This is a genomic window from Pseudomonas sp. 05N431, from assembly GCF_056397005.1.
Window position 1 is genome coordinate 177,577 of record NZ_JBFTMN010000001.1, and the last position, 14,886, is coordinate 192,462.

17 protein-coding genes are annotated in these 14,886 nt (G+C 58.7%); 13 read left to right on the forward strand and 4 right to left on the reverse strand.

Features of this window, described 5'->3' with window-relative positions; translation table 11 throughout:
* The first annotated feature begins 142 nt into the window (after positions 1-142).
* From AC1DIG_RS00810 to AC1DIG_RS00835, 6 genes are all read left to right on the forward strand, one after another.
* On the forward strand, positions 143-1,135 hold the full coding sequence (locus AC1DIG_RS00810; RefSeq protein ID WP_477765702.1) for an aldo/keto reductase: 993 nt from the start codon (positions 143-145) through the stop codon (positions 1,133-1,135).
* 74 nt (positions 1,136-1,209) lie between these two features.
* Positions 1,210-1,740, forward strand: coding sequence for a (R)-mandelonitrile lyase (locus AC1DIG_RS00815; protein WP_477765703.1), 531 nt, complete (start codon positions 1,210-1,212; stop codon positions 1,738-1,740).
* A 27-nt stretch (positions 1,741-1,767) separates the two neighbouring features.
* The gene (locus tag AC1DIG_RS00820; protein WP_477765704.1) at positions 1,768-2,550 is read left to right on the forward strand and encodes a carboxymuconolactone decarboxylase family protein; all 783 of its coding nucleotides are present in this window, start codon (positions 1,768-1,770) and stop codon (positions 2,548-2,550) included.
* A 2-nt stretch (positions 2,551-2,552) separates the two neighbouring features.
* Positions 2,553-3,635 (forward strand): alpha/beta hydrolase, encoded by a 1,083-nt coding sequence (locus tag AC1DIG_RS00825; protein ID WP_477765705.1) that lies wholly within the window; start codon positions 2,553-2,555, stop codon positions 3,633-3,635.
* Between the two features lie 45 nt (positions 3,636-3,680).
* Positions 3,681-4,736 carry an alpha/beta hydrolase gene (locus tag AC1DIG_RS00830; protein WP_477765706.1) on the forward strand — a complete coding sequence of 352 codons (1,056 nt, stop codon included), beginning with the start codon at positions 3,681-3,683 and terminating at the stop codon, positions 4,734-4,736.
* A 157-nt stretch (positions 4,737-4,893) separates the two neighbouring features.
* Positions 4,894-5,787, forward strand: a complete 894-nt coding sequence (locus AC1DIG_RS00835) for a LysR family transcriptional regulator (RefSeq protein ID WP_477765707.1) — start codon at positions 4,894-4,896, stop codon at positions 5,785-5,787.
* A gap of 64 nt (positions 5,788-5,851) precedes the next feature.
* On the opposite strand, the gene AC1DIG_RS00840 is transcribed toward AC1DIG_RS00835, so the two are convergent.
* A complete protein-coding gene (locus AC1DIG_RS00840) occupies positions 5,852-6,547 on the reverse strand; it encodes a tRNA (adenine(22)-N(1))-methyltransferase (protein ID WP_477766063.1) in 696 nt (231 codons plus the stop codon).
* A gap of 209 nt (positions 6,548-6,756) precedes the next feature.
* Here AC1DIG_RS00840 and AC1DIG_RS00845 point away from each other — a divergent pair, with 209 nt between their 5' ends.
* A complete protein-coding gene (locus tag AC1DIG_RS00845) occupies positions 6,757-7,056 on the forward strand; it encodes a DUF4189 domain-containing protein (RefSeq protein ID WP_477765708.1) in 300 nt (99 codons plus the stop codon).
* Between the two features lie 822 nt (positions 7,057-7,878).
* Here the strand turns inward: AC1DIG_RS00845 and AC1DIG_RS00850 are convergent.
* On the reverse strand, positions 7,879-8,802 hold the full coding sequence (locus AC1DIG_RS00850) for a hypothetical protein (protein WP_477765709.1): 924 nt from the start codon (positions 8,800-8,802) through the stop codon (positions 7,879-7,881).
* A gap of 403 nt (positions 8,803-9,205) precedes the next feature.
* Here AC1DIG_RS00850 and AC1DIG_RS00855 point away from each other — a divergent pair, with 403 nt between their 5' ends.
* The 4 genes from AC1DIG_RS00855 (at position 9,206) to AC1DIG_RS00870 (ending at position 10,424) form a co-directional block, all read left to right on the forward strand.
* The gene (locus AC1DIG_RS00855; RefSeq protein WP_477765710.1) at positions 9,206-9,532 is read left to right on the forward strand and encodes a hypothetical protein; all 327 of its coding nucleotides are present in this window, start codon (positions 9,206-9,208) and stop codon (positions 9,530-9,532) included.
* A 152-nt stretch (positions 9,533-9,684) separates the two neighbouring features.
* Entirely contained in the window at positions 9,685-9,828 is a 144-nt protein-coding gene (locus AC1DIG_RS00860; protein ID WP_477765711.1) for a hypothetical protein, read from the forward strand.
* Between the two features lie 24 nt (positions 9,829-9,852).
* Positions 9,853-10,278, forward strand: coding sequence for a DUF1810 domain-containing protein (locus AC1DIG_RS00865; RefSeq protein ID WP_477765712.1), 426 nt, complete (start codon positions 9,853-9,855; stop codon positions 10,276-10,278).
* 11 nt (positions 10,279-10,289) lie between these two features.
* On the forward strand, positions 10,290-10,424 hold the full coding sequence (locus AC1DIG_RS00870; protein WP_477765713.1) for a hypothetical protein: 135 nt from the start codon (positions 10,290-10,292) through the stop codon (positions 10,422-10,424).
* Between the two features lie 107 nt (positions 10,425-10,531).
* Here the strand turns inward: AC1DIG_RS00870 and AC1DIG_RS00875 are convergent, their stop codons facing one another.
* Positions 10,532-11,701 carry a Gfo/Idh/MocA family protein gene (locus AC1DIG_RS00875; protein WP_477765714.1) on the reverse strand — a complete coding sequence of 390 codons (1,170 nt, stop codon included), beginning with the start codon at positions 11,699-11,701 and terminating at the stop codon, positions 10,532-10,534.
* A 25-nt stretch (positions 11,702-11,726) separates the two neighbouring features.
* The gene (locus AC1DIG_RS00880) at positions 11,727-12,650 is read right to left on the reverse strand and encodes a TIM barrel protein (RefSeq protein WP_477765715.1); all 924 of its coding nucleotides are present in this window, start codon (positions 12,648-12,650) and stop codon (positions 11,727-11,729) included.
* Between the two features lie 138 nt (positions 12,651-12,788).
* On the opposite strand from AC1DIG_RS00880, the gene AC1DIG_RS00885 reads away from it, so the two are divergent.
* Both AC1DIG_RS00885 and yghX read left to right on the forward strand, forming a co-directional pair.
* The gene (locus AC1DIG_RS00885) at positions 12,789-13,847 is read left to right on the forward strand and encodes a LacI family DNA-binding transcriptional regulator (RefSeq protein ID WP_477765716.1); all 1,059 of its coding nucleotides are present in this window, start codon (positions 12,789-12,791) and stop codon (positions 13,845-13,847) included.
* A 90-nt stretch (positions 13,848-13,937) separates the two neighbouring features.
* Entirely contained in the window at positions 13,938-14,825 is an 888-nt protein-coding gene (gene yghX, locus AC1DIG_RS00890; RefSeq protein WP_477765717.1) for a YghX family hydrolase, read from the forward strand.
* Positions 14,826-14,886: the final 61 nt, after the last annotated feature.

Consider the following 14,886-nt stretch of genomic DNA (forward strand, 5'->3'; position numbering starts at 1 on the left):
GACTGATGAATTTTCCTCATAAGTCCTTGCCGATTTACCCATCTAGTCCCCCTCCGTTAGCTCGCTTAATGTTTCTACAGCGGCATTCAGGCTCGTGTAGTTGATCGGATGCGCCTCTAGATTTCTGTATGGGAGTAGACCAATGAACACTCGCAAACTGGGCAACGCTCTGGAAGTGTCCGCACTGGGCCTTGGATGCATGAGCATGACGTCGGCGTACGGGCCGGCCGCCGACAAGCAAGGCATGATAAAGCTGATCCGCACGGCGCATGATCGCGGCATCACCTTCTTCGACACCGCAGAAGCATACGGCCCCTTCAGCAACGAAGCGCTACTGGGTGAGGCCCTGCAGCCGATTCGCGATCAGGTGATCGTGGCCACCAAGTTCGGTTTTGACATCAATCTGATTACCGGCGAACGGGGCAGCGGCACCAACAGCCGGCCGGAGCGTATCCGGGCGGTGGCAGAGGCCTCATTGAAGCGCCTGCGCACTGACCGCATCGATTTGTTCTACCAGCATCGCGTGGATCCCGAGGTACCGATCGAGGATGTCGCCGGCACCCTCAAAGACCTGATCGCCGAAGGCAAGGTCAAGCACTTCGGCTTGTCGGAAGCCGGTATCGAGACGATTCGGCGTGCCCATGCGGTTCAGCCGGTGACTGCGGTTCAGAGCGAATACTCGCTGTTCTGGCGAGGCCCGGAAGACGGACTCCTGGCTGTGCTGGAGGAACTGGGCATCGGCTTCGTGCCATTCAGCCCGCTCGGTGCCGGCTTCCTCACCGGCAAGATCGACGAGAACACGCAGTTCGACGCTTCAGACTTTCGCAACATCGTCCCCCGCTTCTCCCCTGAGGCACGCAAGGCCAACCTGGCGCTGGTCGAAGTGGTAAAGGCCGTCGCACAGCGCAAAGAAGCTACGCCCGCACAGGTGGCCTTGGCCTGGTTGCTGGCCCAGAAACCCTGGATTGTCCCGATACCGGGCACGACGAAGCAGCACCGCCTGGAGGAGAACCTCGGGTCTGTAGAACTGGAGCTGACCGGCGAGGATCTGCGCTTTATCGATGAGCAGATTTCCCGAATCCAGGTGCACGGTGATCGCCTGCCCGAGCCTGCGCTGAAAATGACCGGGCTCTGAATCCCCCCTCTGAAAGCTGCTCCTCACGCGGAGCAGCCTTGCTGTCGACTCGCCACCTTGCAGGAGCTCCTTCAATGAACCCCTTGATCGCCCCACTGGTTGCCTTGTCGCTCTTGGCGGGGGAAACCTGCGCCCAGACTTCCAGAGAGATCCGGATCAGCAGTGCAGGCTCTCAGCCGTCAGTTCTGGGCGCTGTAGAAAATTTCACCGGTACGGTGCGTGTCGATGGCCTGTTCAAGGGTGACGCCCCTGCTCGCATCGGCGGTGGCACGGTGACCTTCGAACCCGGCGCGCGTACGGCCTGGCATACCCATCCGCTCGGGCAGACGCTGATTGTCACCGCTGGCGTCGGCTACGTGCAGCAAGAAGGCGGCCCACGTCAGGAAATCCGCCCGGGTGACATCGTCTGGATCCCGCCGCACGTACGCCATTGGCATGGGGCTACGGCTACCACCGGCATGACCCACATCGCAATCGCCGAAGCCGAAGACGGGAAAGCCGTCACGTGGGAGGAGAAGGTCTCGGATGCAGAGTACGAAGGTGCATCGCCCACGCGGGAGCATGTAGATGACGTAACGGGAACACTGCCTACCCGCACGCAGTGATGAGCAATGGATGGAGACCTTTTACCGATGACTGCCAAAACAGCCGTGGCGCGTTGCGAGACCAGGTCCCTGGCCGCTTTATTGGCCCTGTGCCTGGGGCTTGGGTGTGTGCCGGGTTTTGCCTCCCAGAAAGCCGAGACATCGCAAACCATGACCAGCACACAACCCGCTTCAGACACGCTGTCGGCCAAGCAACAGGCCATTCCACTGATCGCAGCATTCATGGCTACGAGTGACATGCCCAGGCTCAACGCTGCCTTGAACCAAGGTCTGGACGCTGGCCTGACTGTCAGCGAGACCAAGGAAATCCTGGTGCAGCTTTACGCCTATGCCGGCTTCCCGCGCAGTCTCAATGCGTTGGGCGAACTGATGACGGTGGTGGAAACACGCAAACAACGTGGCATTGACGATTCGCCTGGCCGTGCCCCCTCTCGTCCGGCCCCAACAGGTGAGGCCTTGCTGGCGGCAGGTGTGGCCAATCAGACGCGCATCTCGGGCGGCCCGGTCAAGGGCCCGGTGTTCGATTTCGCGCCCGTCATCAACCAGTTTTTGCAGGCCCATCTGTTCGGTGACATTTTCGAGCGCGATAACCTCGACTGGCAAAGTCGAGAGCTGGCGACCGTCGGAGCTCTGGCCGCCACACCAGGCGTAGAGGCGCAATTGCGTTCGCACATGCTCGCGAGCATGCGGTTGGGGCTAAGCGCTGCACAATTACGTCAAGTCATCGAGGTACTCGAGCGCGGGGATGAACAGGCCGCCAAACGTGCAAGCAAAGCCCTGACACAGGCACTTGCCGCTACGGGAGGTTGAACATGACGCCTGTAAAAAACCTGCTGAGCATTGCCTTCTTGAGCGTGCTTGCCGCCTGTGCAACCCATCCCGCTGACTCAACCAATGCCGTCGCCCCTTTGATGATTCAGCAGCAAGGCAGCTTCGCCGCTGGCGGAACGATGACCACAGCACCGGGCACGTTCAACCCACGTAAGCCCATGAATCCTGATGGCCAGACCTACCACGGCGACCATGCCTACGCCTTCTACCAAATCCCGGTCGATGCCCGAAAGCTGCCCATCGTCATGTGGCACGGCGCCGGCCAGTTCTCCAAGACTTGGGAAACCACAGCCGATGGGCGTGAAGGTTTCCAGACCCTCTTCCTGCGCCGCCATTTTGGTGTGTATCTGATCGACCAACCACGTCGTGGCGATGCCGGGCGCAGCATGGTCGAGGCGACGCTCAAGCCAACGCCGGACGAACAGCTCTGGTTCAACCAGTTCCGTATCGGCCTCTGGCCCAACTATTTCGAAGGAGTGCAGGTTGCACGCGATGCGCAAACGCGCGACCAGTTCTTCCGCGCGATGACGCCGAACACCGGACCGTTCGACACGGGCGTGATTGCCGATGGCGTGTCGGCGGTTTTCGACAGGATCGGCCCCGGCATCCTGTTCACTCACTCTCAAGGCGGCGGACCTGGTTGGTTGACGGCGATCAAGAACAACAAGGTCAAGGCCATTGTGGCCTTCGAGCCGGGCAGCAGCTTCGTCTTCCCCGAGGGTGAAGTGCCAGCACCGATTCCCAGCGCATTCGACACGGTGCAGGCCGCGGCGGTACCGATGGCGCAGTTCATGGCGCTCACGCGAATTCCGATCCTGATCCTCTACGGCGACAACATCCCGGACCACGCCGTCGACCTGCCTGCCCAGGACAGTTGGCGCGCCCGACTCACGATGGCCCGGTTATGGCGCGATGCCGTCAACCAGCATGGCGGAGACGTGAGGCTGATCCACTTGCCGGAGATTGGCATCAAGGGCAATACCCACTTCCTCATGTCGGACTTGAACAACGTACAGATCGCCGACCTGGTATCGAAATTCCTCGCAGAAAAGAAACTGGACTGACGAGAACCGCACCTCTTCATAGCATAGATATTCAGGAGTCTTCACATGAGAAACACCATTTTGAAAGCCACGCTCATGGCCGCCATGGTCGGTGTCTCTGCCGGCGAGGCCGGAGCAGCAGACTATAAAAAGAACCCGTTCACGTTGGCTTACGACGGCGCAATTACCAAGAATGAGCCCGGCAAGGTCAATATCCATCCGGTCACCTACACGCTCAACGGCCTGGATATCGCTGCGAATGTTTATACCCCTGCCCATTACAACCCGAAGAAAACCTACCCGACTGTGGTAGTGGCGCACCCGAACGGCGGTGTGAAAGAGCAAGTGGCCGGCCTCTATGCCCAGCGCCTGGCTGAACAGGGCTATATCACCATTGCTGCGGATGCCGCATACCAGGGTGCAAGCGCGGGACAACCGCGTAATGTCGACAAGCCTGCGTATCGCATCGAGGATATTCACGGCATGGCAGATTTCATTGCTCAATATGCCGGAGTCGACGGAAAACGCCTGGGCCTGCTCGGCATCTGTGGCGGAGGCGGGTATTCCTTGGCTGCTGCGCAAACCGACAAGCGATTCAAATCGGTGGCGACGGTGAGCATGTTCAACTCCGGACGGGTTCGCCGTAATGGCTATGCCGACTCGCAATTGGACACCGTCCAGCAGCGCCTGCAGCAGGCATCGGCCGCCCGCGCCCAGGAAGCGGCTGGCGGGGAAGTACTCTATTCGGGGGATGCCAATCTGACGGATGAGCAAATCGCCAAACTGCCATTCGACCTGTACCGCCAGGGCTACGAGTACTACTGGAAGACGCACGCGCATCCCAATTCGACCTTCAAGTACACCACGAGCAGTTTGCTCGAGCTGATGCGCTTCGACGCCACCCAGCAGATCGACCTGATCGAACAGCCGTTGCTGATGATCGCCGGCAGCAAGGCCGACAGCCTGTACATGACCGAAGATGCGTTCGCCAAGGCCACTGGCACCAAAGACAAGGAACTGTTCAAGATCGATGGGGCAACGCATATCGAGACCTATTGGGTTCCCCGGTATGTCGACACCGCCGTAGGCAAGCTGACAGCGTTTTACGCAAGAACCCTGTGATTCGGGGGCATGTGCCCTACTCCGTTCTGTCAGCACCGGTCGGGAACCTATGGCCCGATCGGCCTGCTCCTGTGCAGTTGATACAAATAATGCACGCATCCAGGCGGGACATGATTACATGGGATAATCCCGTGCCCTTCATGAGAGGTTCTCATCAATGTCCCGAGCCAATCTCAATGACCTCCAAGCCTTCGTGGTGATAACCCGCGAGGGCAGCTTCACCCGCGCCGCCGCCCAGCTGGGTGTCTCGCAGTCCGCCCTGAGCCACACAATGCGCGCCCTTGAAGCTCGACTGGGCGTTCGACTGTTGACCCGAACCACGCGCAGCGTGTCCCCCACCGAGGCAGGTCAACGGCTGTATCTCTCGATGGCGCCGCGGTTTGAAGAAATCGAACTTGAACTGGCTGCTGTCAGTGAGTTTCGGGACACCCCGGCAGGCAACGTGCGGATTTCCGCCTCGGAACATGCGGCGAACAACATTCTTTGGCCCAAGCTGTTGAAGGTGCTTCCTGACTACCCGGACATCAAGGTTGAAATCACGGTCGACTACGCGCTCTCCGACATTGTCGCGCAGCGCTACGACGCAGGCGTACGCCTTGGCGATCAAGTCGCCAAGGACATGATTGCCGTTCCGGTCGGCCCTCAATTACGCATGGCGGTAGTGGGCTCCCCTGAGTACTTCAAGCGGCGGCTCCCACCGAAAGTGCCCGGCGATCTTGCAGAACATAGTTGCATCAACCTGCGCCTGCCCACCCACGGGAACCTCCTGCAATGGGACTTTGAAAAGGACGGCCACGAGCTCAAAGCCCGTGTCGAAGGTCAGTGGACGTTCAACAGCAGTCTGCCCATCCTCCGTGCCGCAGTCGCGGGCTGCGGGTTAGGTTTCCTGCCAGACGATATGGTCTCGAAGGAGGTTGCCGACGGGAGCCTGGTGCGAGTATTGGAAGATTGGTGCCAACCCTTTCCTGGCTACCATCTCTATTACCCTAACCGCCGCGAGCATTCGTCAGCGTTTGGCATAGTGGTTGACGCACTGCGCTATACGCGCTGAGTGGTCGATCATTGAGGCGCCTTGGCGTGCAACGCTAATCGTTTCGTAGAACCCCGGACCGGGTTCAAGCCAGCAGCTCGGTAATCCACCGGGCCTGCCGGGCGATGTCTTGCACCTTCTCCTCGGGCACGGCCTGCCGCGCCCGGGCGAAGTTGCTCAAGGTCTTCTGCTTCTCGCGCAGCATGCGCTGCCACTTGGCCAGGAACGCCGGACTGCGGGCCTGCATCTGCAGCGGGCCGAAGTACAACTCCTCGGCGGTGTACATCACCGGCCCATCGCGCTCGGCGACGATGATTTCGTAGTCGAAGCGGTTTTCCCGCAGCACTTCCTCGCAGAGGATGCGGTAGCCATTTTCCATCAGCCATTGGCGCAGTGGCTGCTCGCCGCCGTTGGGCTGCAGGATCAGACGCTCCTGGCCGCTCAGGCGCGCCTTGCCGTTGTCGAGAATGTCGCGGATCGTCTCACCGCCCATGCCGCAGATGCTGATCGCCGTGATCCCGTCTCCCGGCTCGATCGCCGCCAGGCCGTTGGCCATGCGCACGGTGATCCGCTGGTCCAAGCCGTTCTCGCGCACAGTACGTTCGGCTGAGCAAAACGGCGTCAATGCCACCTCGCCGGCCACCGCCGCCGCGATAGCGCCACGGCGCATCAACGCCACCGGCAGGTAGCCGTGATCCGAGCCGATATCGGCCAGCCGCGCACCCAGTGGCACATGCCCCGCCACCCGTTCCAGACGCGTGGACAATGTCTGTTCGTTCAACTGCTGCCCCTTTTCATCACGAACGTCCGGCACCTTTGGCTGGATCGGGGCGCGATTCTGTCGGGCAACGCCGTGCATTTCAACTTTATGCGACCAACCTCCCTGACAAGCAACGTGCAACGCAGGCATCATCATGAAAAAGGCAGTGCCGAACACCGTCTAATCTGATTAGAACACGACCACACTCTTGATACAGGGGAAAAGGGATGATGACCGGAATAACAGCGCGCCAATGCTCGTCATGGGCCCTGCTCTCCCTGCTCGCCATCAACCTGGCGCTGACCGCCGGATGTTCAGGCAAAAATGCCGCGCACCGCTATTCGACCTCAAGCATCGCCTCGAACTGCTACGCAAAAGCGCTACCTACTGCCGGCGAAGGCGGCCTGGCCTGGGGCCCCACTTTGAACACGGCTCGGCAAAAATCCCTGGATAATTGCAAACGTTATGCCGGCCAATCCGGTGGCACGCCGAGTACCTGCCGTGTGGTGACGGCGGAGTGCAAAAATTAATAGCGCGGCAACGAAGCGGGCCGTTCGGTTCGTGGTCAATCACCTGACCGAACACCAGTCGGCCATGACCGAGGCATCTGCTGGCTTCCGCAGGACGCTTCCAGATTGTGGTCATCAGGTAATGGCTCTGCAACAGCCGTTGATTGGGCGCTCCACAACCAGATACCCGCTACAGTTATTCCGTCTTCAGGCTGGAAAAGTTTGGCCAGGGTGATAAGAATGAAAACCTTTGGATTATTAGCCTATAGTGTTGCGCTGTGTCTGCTGGGAGTAATGTGCCTGTTTTTTTTCTGAGAAAACGCAAGCGCTTATCATTAAGTGGCTTGACTGGACGCTGGCATCAAAAAAATACCTATTCAAGAACCTGATCAGATCACGCAGTTACTTGAGCATTCTTAGGGCCGTGGGCGCAATAGCTCTTTTAATGTCCTTCTTCTTAATGTGTGGGCTCGCAAAATCAAATATATAATAATTGGACTAGGCGTTCTCATACCGTGCGCAATATCCTACTACGCGGGTATGTTCGCAACGTCTTTCGAGACCAACCTGTGTTACTCAGAACTAATGGGTAATCTTTCCGATCAAGCGCAAGTTGTAGCCACGTTCAAGGACCCCGCCGCAATGGAGAAGTACGCAAAAATACTTAAGGATTTGCCACTGCGCGGTTATGAGTCAGACTGCTCGACCCTTCTCTCTTATGTCCAAAAAACAGCCATTTTTGTCCCTGCAAAATAGACTATTTAATACGCTGCGAGCATCCCCGCGGAGTCGGTCTCGGTCCAAGGTGACAAGCAAGAATAGGCAAAAGTGAACCTTTCCCGGTCAATCGTGAAAATGGACACGCTGCGCGTACCACCAACACGCCCAGACGACGGTGATCACCAAGGAGGAGGCGCAGAAGATTAGGGTCTGACGCGCATTGCCAAGATCCTCTCGGGCAAGCAAGCCAAGCGCCTGGAGGGCTGCACCCCCAAAAAGCGCCAGGAACCCCATTCGCCAGGCGAACATGCGCTGTCGGTAAACGTCGAAAGCCAGCGGGAGCATCACGGCGCCATAGATTACGCAAAGATAGCGAAGTCTAACGTCTGCATAGTGGTTAAAGACCGAACCAGCTGGATCACCCAGGGAAGGCTGGATATCCGTTATGGCAGAAACGCAGAACATGAGCCCTTGGAAGGCGAGCACCGCTGTGACAATCACGATGACAGTGGGTGGCCGCTTTGGGGAGCTCCGAAGCTCACCGGGTGGCAGACCTTTTGATGCCATCGCGACCTGGTTACTCAGCGCTGTGCGAATGACGTCAGACAGCCATGCCCGATCGTTGCGGGAAAACCACATACAGATCCGCATCACGCCAATCCCACAGGCCATCATCGCAAGCCCCGCCAGCGGCAAGAGTGTGGTGTGAGGCGCAGGCACGGCGGCAAATAATGACAACGCTGTATGGAGCACACAAAACCCGAACCAGAAGCCCATGAAAAGCTTAACGGACCAGTGCAGCGCAAAGCGCCCGGTTAGCACGACCTGGTTTTGGCGCACCTGGAATCGGCCGACGAAAACGGGCTTGAACGAGTTGCGCACCATCGGGATGACACGTTGGAGCGAAACGCGAGACTCCGTCACCGTTCCCATGGCCGCTTCTCGCGAAAGCGTAAACATGGCCCAGCGCCGTGTTGCTGCTTTCAGGCGCTCAACAGATTCCGTCAGTCCGAACGAACTCTCAAATTCGACCAGGTCTGATCCCACCCAAAGCTCCCTCATCCATCGAAACATACAGCCCCCTTTTGGCGCTTCATGCATAGATTTCAGGCACTGGCCGTTTTCTACCCGTCATGACAGGTTGGTATGGGGTTGAGAACGGACATCGCTCCTGGCGTCGACTGGTTAACTGTAGCCTCTTCCACGTCTGTGGCCCTCCAAGGCTTTGTCGACCTCGTACTTCACTACGATAGCGTCCTGGTGCAAATGAGCTCGGAATTGAGCACACCAACGATGCTCCAGCGTTGAAACATCTCCGCTTTCGGAAGTGTTGCTACGGCTTCGCCAGTGGCAGAACGTGTCTATGATGGAGTGTGATAGGAAAAGCTGCCTGGGATGCCACGTCTTCAGGTCATGACGGTTGTAAGTAATGATGAGAGGAGAATGCATCATGAGCGATCCCGATGACCGTATCCGTGAGTTTGCCTTGCAGAGAATTGCGAGCACTTTCAATGTCTGCGTGGGTTCGCTTAGTAGCGAAACCGTATTTGGGAAAGATTTGAAGGCTACTCACGCTTCCGAGCTATTTAACAGGAATGAATATGATGTGATTGAAGGCGACATCCTCGATGTTTGTGACAAAGAGGCATTCAGAGCCATAAGTTCCGGCCACTTAACCATTCGCACTGTCGGCGATTATTGCGATCACATGATTAACTGCTACAAGAGAAAACCAAAGGATGTTATTGAGACATTGAAAATACCCTCACTCAGCTAACAGAGCATTGGGGAGGTGCAACGGGATACCCTATGTTTTGGCTAACTCTACAGTCGATGATTTTGTGGTGCATATTTATATCAACTGCAATGACGTTTGTGCCAGAGAGGGTGCTCGACTATGTAAAGCGAAGCCGCATCTGGATGTGGTACATGAAAACCATACTCAGTATTTCCAGCGAATCTCTGAGCAGTAAAGCAGCTGTTCGGTGGGTACGCATTCAAGGAGGAATCGGTTTGGTTGCGGCACTGCTGACGCAGTATGCCTGGATTGTTAACCCTGCCTTTAGTCCATAGGCAACCGTTCGAGGGAGTACAAACATGCACGATCCTTTCGATCTTCTTCGTTTCGTCGAGGCCCAGCGCCCGGCTTTTAGCCGGGCCATGGAAGAGTTGCGTGCCGGGCATAAAACCAGCCACTGGATGTGGTTCATCTTCCCGCAACTGCAGGGCCTCGGGCACAGCGAGATGGCCCAGCGCTTTTCCATTTCCGGTGCTGCCGAAGCCCGGGCCTATCTGCTGCATGAGGTGTTGGGGCCACGACTGGAGGAAAGCGTCAGTACCCTCCTGCAACACCGCGACAAGAGTGCACTCGCCATTCTTGGCCACCCCGATGACCTGAAGCTGCGTTCCTGTCTCACGCTGTTCGCCAGCATCAAGCCCGAACAGCCTCTGTTCCAGCGGGCCCTCGACCAGTTTTTCGCCGGTGAGCCAGACGCCAGGACCCTGTCCCTTCTTGGAGAATAAGGTCGATCCCGGTGGGTTACTCGAACGTCGTCGTTGAGATTCTGGCCGACAACGCCGCGCCCGAAGCCGAGGCCGTCTACGCTGCGCTCGACATGCCGTTCGCCGGGCTCGTGTATGGCCTGAAGCAGTACTTTTCGCACCGCTGAGCGCCTACCCGAGCCCACCCTCAACAAGGAGCAAAGAAATGAGCACGAAAAGCTGCACGAGTCAGCCCTAGTGTTTTGATGGAGGGTGACACTCCGCTGATCTCGTCTCAGTAATCGACCCAGACCCCGCCACTGTCCGCAGACTGGACACAGCGCTCGACCCAGCGAACGCCTTCGACACCGGCATGGATATCCGGATAACGCAGCGTCGCCAACCGCTCATGATCACCGTGGTTGGCGGCGTCCATGGCCACGGCAAAACGGTAGTAAAGGTTGGCCCACGCGTCGAAAAGCCCCTCCGGGTGCCCCGCGCCGATTCGGTCGTCGAGCACGGCATCGGGATGCAAATACCCCATGCCGCGCTCCAGCACTTGGGCGGGTTTGCCCTGGACTTCGAATGCCAGCTGGTTTGGCCGCTCGTCCCACCACTCGAGGCTGGCTTTGGAGCCGATCACGCGAATCTTCTGGCCGTGCATGGAACCGGCGTTCACGGCGCTTGACCACACACTGCCCATTGCCCCGCCTTCGTACTCCATCAGTGTGTAGGCATTGTCCTCAAGCGGTGCGCGGCTTTTGACAAAGCTCTGACGAGAGCACAGCAGCCTTTTGATCTTGAGTTCGGGCAGCATGACTTCCGACAGGTACAGCGGATGGGTGCCGACATCTCCCAGCACATAGCTGGGGCCGGCGAAACGCGGATCGACTCGCCATTTGGTCGCCTCGCTCTGCGCCTCCACCGGCTCGCAATGGAAACCATGGGCAAACTGCATGTGCACCATGCGAATCTCACCCAGCTCGCCCTGGGCAATCATCTGCCGGGCCTGTTCGATGAGTTGATGTCCGGCGTAGCCGTAGGTCACCCCCACTACCCTGTTGTTCGACACGGCAATTTCCCGCAGGGTTTGCGCCTCCTCGAGGGTGAAGCAAAGCGGCTTTTCGCAGACCACGTGCAACCCCGCTTCCAGAGCGGCCTTGGTGATTGCGAAATGGGTGCCATTAGGTGTCGCCACGGAAACCGCCTGAATGCCATCCGGCCGCCCGGCCTCACCTTCAAACAGGCTGCGATAGTCTGCATAGCAGCGTTCGGGGTCTACTCCGAGTTCCACGCCGAAGGCCCGACCGCGCTCCGGGTTCAGGTCGAAGGCGCCGGCGACCAGCACAAACGACTGGTCACGCAATGCCGCGCTGCGGTGGATGTAGCCGATCTGACTGTCGCGCCCACCGCCGACCATGGCCCAACGAAGAGGTTCAGGAATACGCTTGCTGCCATTGATCATTGGAAAATCCTTCCCGTGAGAAATATCAGAAACCAGCCTGAGTGAGGTAGGTGCGGCTGGCTGCAACGTCGCGCAGACTGCCATAGGCGTTACGTGGATCACGTTCTTGCTCGACCGTGATGTAGCCCTGGTATCCGAGCTCGGTGATCAGCTCACGCAAGGCGCGATAGTCGATGACACCCTGGCCGATCGGGCACATCACCCCCTTGGCGCAGGCCCCGAAAAAGCTGATGTGCTCACCCAGTACCTGATCGAACACGGCCTGATCAATGTCTTTGAAATGCAGGTAATCCAGGCGATCCGCGTACTGGCGCAGGGTCTGAACCGGGTCCATGCCGGCGTAGTAGAGATGGCCAGTGTCCAGGCACAGGCCGGCTACTTCGTAGGGAATGTCGGCGACCAATTGCGCCAGCTCGTCGGCGAACTCGATGTAGCCGCCGGCATGCGGGTGAATCACCGTGCGCACACCGAACTCCAGCCAGGCCAGATCAGCGATGGCGCGGATGTGATTCATCATGCCCAGCCAGGCGTCAGGTGACAGACGCGGTGCTCGTTCGGAGTGGCCGGCCGCGTAGTCACGTTCCTCATGCCCCCAGTCGATGACCACCAGACAAGGCATGGCGAAGCGCTGCCCCGGTTCCTTCGGCACCATTGGCAGTTGTTTGAGCAAGGCACAGATATTTCGGGTTTGTGTCAGCAGGTTCGGCAGGTTGGCCGGATCCACCAGATTGTCGAATACAGTGCCGGCCACCACATGCAGGCCCTGCTCGGCGAGCACTGTGCCGACTGCCGCAGCGTCGAGTGGCAGGTAACCATACGGCCCCAGTTCGATGCCGCGATACCCGGCTTGCGCGGCTTCGCTGAGCACCTGTTGCCACGCGGGCAGATGAGGATTGTTGACGTCGTCTACGCCCCAGCAACAGGGTGCGGTGGAGATATGGAGGGTCATGTCAGGTTCCGATGATTGTTGTTATGAGTGGCGCTGTTTCGCTCGGAGAAATCCTAAGTTGCCAGGGTGCACGACTGCTATAGTCCTGCAGCCATACCTGTCAGAACCCGTCAAAAACATTAATCAGGCTTTCATTTCATGTCAGAGATCCATCAGCCGACTGGCCGCCGTTCAACCATGGAAGATGTCGCCGAGGCCGCAGGCGTTAGCCTGTCCACCGTAGATCGGGTGATGAATCTGCGCGCCAACGTTCGCGCCGATACCGCACGGCGCATTGCCGAAGCTGCTGCCCGGCTGGGCTTCTACGGTCGCAATGTGATCGAGCAACGCCTGCTTCAGCAGCGACCAACCGTGCGCCTGGGGTTCCTGCTGCAAAAGCGTTGCGTGGCGTTTTATCAAGGGCTGGCCAAGGCCTTGGCCGAGGCAGCAGCGTCCAGCGTCCGTGCCCAGGTTCGGGTGATGATCCATTACATCGATGACCTCGCCCCGGCCGCCACTGCACAACGCATCCTCAAGCTGCAAGGAGAGATCGACGCTCTAGGTGTGGTGGCGGCAGATCATCCCGCCGTACGCGAAGCCTTGGCGCAGCTGCGTGCTACTGGCATTCCCGCTGTTGCCCTGGTTTCCGAGCTGAGTGCGGCGGCCGGCGCCAGCTATGTCGGTGTCGACAACCGGTCAATGGGGCGCACGGCCGGCTGGTTCATCAAGAACCTGGCGCCCCACGCGGGTCCTGTGGCGGTGATGGTAGGAACGCAGCGTTTTCAGTGCCAGGAACTGTGTGAAATGAGCGTGCGCTCCTTTCTTGCGGAGCAATCCCAGGACTGGGAGCTATTGGCAACGCGCCTCACCCTGGAGGACGAAGAATTCGCCTATGCCGGCACGCTCGACCTTCTGAGCAGCCAGCCCGACCTTGTCGGCTTGTACGTGGCGGGTGGCGGCATCGAGGGTGTCATCAACGCCCTGCGCGAACTGAAGGCCCAGAACATCGCGCTTCCCACAGTCGTATGCCACGACCTGACACCCATCACCCAAGCTGCCCTGCGTGACGGCGTTGTACAAGCCGTACTGTCGCATCCCATCGTGGCTCTGGCGCAGACTGCGGTGAACATGATGGTGGATGCAGCGATAGACCCATCGTCAGCGATCGTCACGAAGCTCATGCTTGCACTTCAGATTGACGTACCTGAAAGCGTTTAGTGGCCGAGTAGCAAGATGTGCGAATTATTGTCTACGATGCATTGCTGGACATCACAGTGACAACCCGGTTGATGCAAAGGGAGCGCACAGATGAACCGTCTTACTGCAAAAGATTTTTCCCCTGAGCTGCTTGAGCTCTACGACTACTACGCCCACGGCATGATCAACAGGCGAGAGTTTCTGGATCGTGCGGCGTTGTTCACGTTAGGTGGTTTGACGGCCAGCGCCCTCCTCACCGCCCTGAGCCCCAATTATGCGCTCGCCGAGCAGGTGCCCATTACCGACCCGGACATCATCGCCGAGTACATCACCTATCCCTCCCCCAAGGGACACGGGCAAGTCCGTGGCTATCGGGTGCGCCCGGCGAAAGCCAGCGGCAAGGTGCCAGCAGTGGTGGTCGTGCATGAAAATCGCGGGCTCAATCCCTACATCGAGGATGTCGCCCGGCGGTTGGCCAAGGCAGGATTCATCGCCCTCGCCCCCGACGGCCTGACATCGGTCGGAGGTTATCCCGGCAACGATGAAAAGGGTCAGGCGCTGCAGCAGACTGTCGATCCTGAAAAGCTCATGAATGACTTTTTCGCCGCCATCGAATGGCTGATGAAGGATGACTCGACCACTGGAAAAGTCGGCATCGTCGGCTTCTGTTATGGCGGTGGCGTCGCCAATGCCGCGGCCGTGGCCTATCCAGAGTTGGGTGCTGCAGTGTCCTTTTATGGTCGTCAGCCTAGGGCTGAAGAGGTCGTCCGGATTCAGGCGCCTCTGCTACTGCACTACGCCGAACTGGACACGCGGACCAATGAAGGATGGCCTGCCTTTGAGCAGGCGTTGAAAGCTGCCGGCAAGACTTACGAAGCCTACACCTACCCTGGCGCTAACCATGGTTTCCATAACGACTCCACGCCTCGATACGATGAAGCCGCCGCCAGGCTTGCCTGGAGCAGGACGCTGGATTGGTTCCGGCGGTACCTGGCTTAGCGTTGAAATCGCCCCGCAACACGAGAACCTGCTCACGGTCAGCGAGGAGTTGCACTCTGCA

Coding starts and splice junctions, on each gene's coding strand:
- AC1DIG_RS00810 (WP_477765702.1), top strand. CDS start 143: ATGAACACTCGCAAACTGGGCAACGCTCTGGAAGTGTCCGCACTGGGC.
- AC1DIG_RS00815 (WP_477765703.1), top strand. CDS start 1,210: ATGAACCCCTTGATCGCCCCACTGGTTGCCTTGTCGCTCTTGGCGGGG.
- AC1DIG_RS00820 (WP_477765704.1), top strand. CDS start 1,768: ATGACTGCCAAAACAGCCGTGGCGCGTTGCGAGACCAGGTCCCTGGCC.
- AC1DIG_RS00825 (WP_477765705.1), top strand. CDS start 2,553: ATGACGCCTGTAAAAAACCTGCTGAGCATTGCCTTCTTGAGCGTGCTT.
- AC1DIG_RS00830 (WP_477765706.1), top strand. CDS start 3,681: ATGAGAAACACCATTTTGAAAGCCACGCTCATGGCCGCCATGGTCGGT.
- AC1DIG_RS00835 (WP_477765707.1), top strand. CDS start 4,894: ATGTCCCGAGCCAATCTCAATGACCTCCAAGCCTTCGTGGTGATAACC.
- AC1DIG_RS00845 (WP_477765708.1), top strand. CDS start 6,757: ATGACCGGAATAACAGCGCGCCAATGCTCGTCATGGGCCCTGCTCTCC.
- AC1DIG_RS00855 (WP_477765710.1), top strand. CDS start 9,206: ATGAGCGATCCCGATGACCGTATCCGTGAGTTTGCCTTGCAGAGAATT.
- AC1DIG_RS00860 (WP_477765711.1), top strand. CDS start 9,685: ATGAAAACCATACTCAGTATTTCCAGCGAATCTCTGAGCAGTAAAGCA.
- AC1DIG_RS00865 (WP_477765712.1), top strand. CDS start 9,853: ATGCACGATCCTTTCGATCTTCTTCGTTTCGTCGAGGCCCAGCGCCCG.
- AC1DIG_RS00875 (WP_477765714.1), bottom strand. CDS start 11,701: ATGATCAATGGCAGCAAGCGTATTCCTGAACCTCTTCGTTGGGCCATG.
- AC1DIG_RS00880 (WP_477765715.1), bottom strand. CDS start 12,650: ATGACCCTCCATATCTCCACCGCACCCTGTTGCTGGGGCGTAGACGAC.
- AC1DIG_RS00885 (WP_477765716.1), top strand. CDS start 12,789: ATGTCAGAGATCCATCAGCCGACTGGCCGCCGTTCAACCATGGAAGAT.
- yghX (WP_477765717.1), top strand. CDS start 13,938: ATGAACCGTCTTACTGCAAAAGATTTTTCCCCTGAGCTGCTTGAGCTC.